The organism is Streptomyces sp. LS1784 (assembly GCF_020103755.1).
GTDB lineage: Bacteria > Actinomycetota > Actinomycetes > Streptomycetales > Streptomycetaceae > Kitasatospora.
The window spans coordinates 1-738 of the sequence record NZ_JAHSQD010001219.1 but is presented as its reverse complement, the minus strand read 5'-3'; the positions used below and the strand labels follow the sequence as shown (position 1 = coordinate 738).

2 protein-coding genes are annotated in these 738 nt (G+C 76.3%); both read left to right on the top strand.

Annotated features, from left to right (window positions below):
- Positions 1-258: iron chelate uptake ABC transporter family permease subunit (locus KS423_RS46635; RefSeq protein WP_224285680.1), on the top strand; the 258-nt coding region annotated here is incomplete at its 5' end.
- 17 nt (positions 259-275) lie between these two features.
- The coding region (locus tag KS423_RS46630) for an enterochelin esterase domain-containing protein (protein ID WP_308020337.1) at positions 276-738 on the top strand (463 nt) is incomplete at its 3' end.

The following is a 738-nucleotide window of genomic DNA, read 5'->3' as shown; positions in this document are numbered from 1 at the left end:
GGGCTGGCGGTCGGCGTCTGCGGGCCGGTCGGCTTCGTGGCGCTGGCCGCGCCGGTGATCGCCGGGCGGCTGGCCGGGCCCGCGCGGGTACCGGTGCTCGGCTCGGCGCTGACCGGCGCCCTGCTCGTCGTGCTCGCGGACGCTCTGGGGCGGGTGCTGTTCGCCGGGGTGGAGATCCCCGTCGGCATCGTCACCACCGTCCTCGGCGGACCCTTCCTGCTCTGGGTGCTGCTCGGCCGCAAGGGCAGCCCCGCGTGACCACTTCTGGAGACCCCATGGTGAAGACCCCGCTCGTCGTCGTCCCCGACCCCGACGACCCCGCCTACCGCCTGGTCACCTTCGCCCACCGGGACGACGGCTGCGACGGCGTGCTCGCACTGCTGCACACCGTCACCGACAAGGACCGCCACGCCGGCGACCTGACACCTCATCTGATGGAGCGAGGGACAGACGGGGCCTGGTCGATCACCTACCGGCTGCGCGCGGACCACCGCGCCTCCTACCAGCTGTACCCGTTCCGCGGCGAGGCCCCCGGCACCACCCGCCCCGACTGGCTGCGCGTCCTCGACCACGCCCTCCCCGACCCGTACGACACCGAGCCCCGGCTGCCCGCCCGCGGCGGCCGTCACCCCTCCTCGGTGCTCAGCCTGCCCGCCGCGCCCGCGCAGCCGTACGTGCGGCGGCGCGACGGCGTGCCGCGCGGGCGGACACTCCCCCGTACGGTGGCCGGCCGGCGGG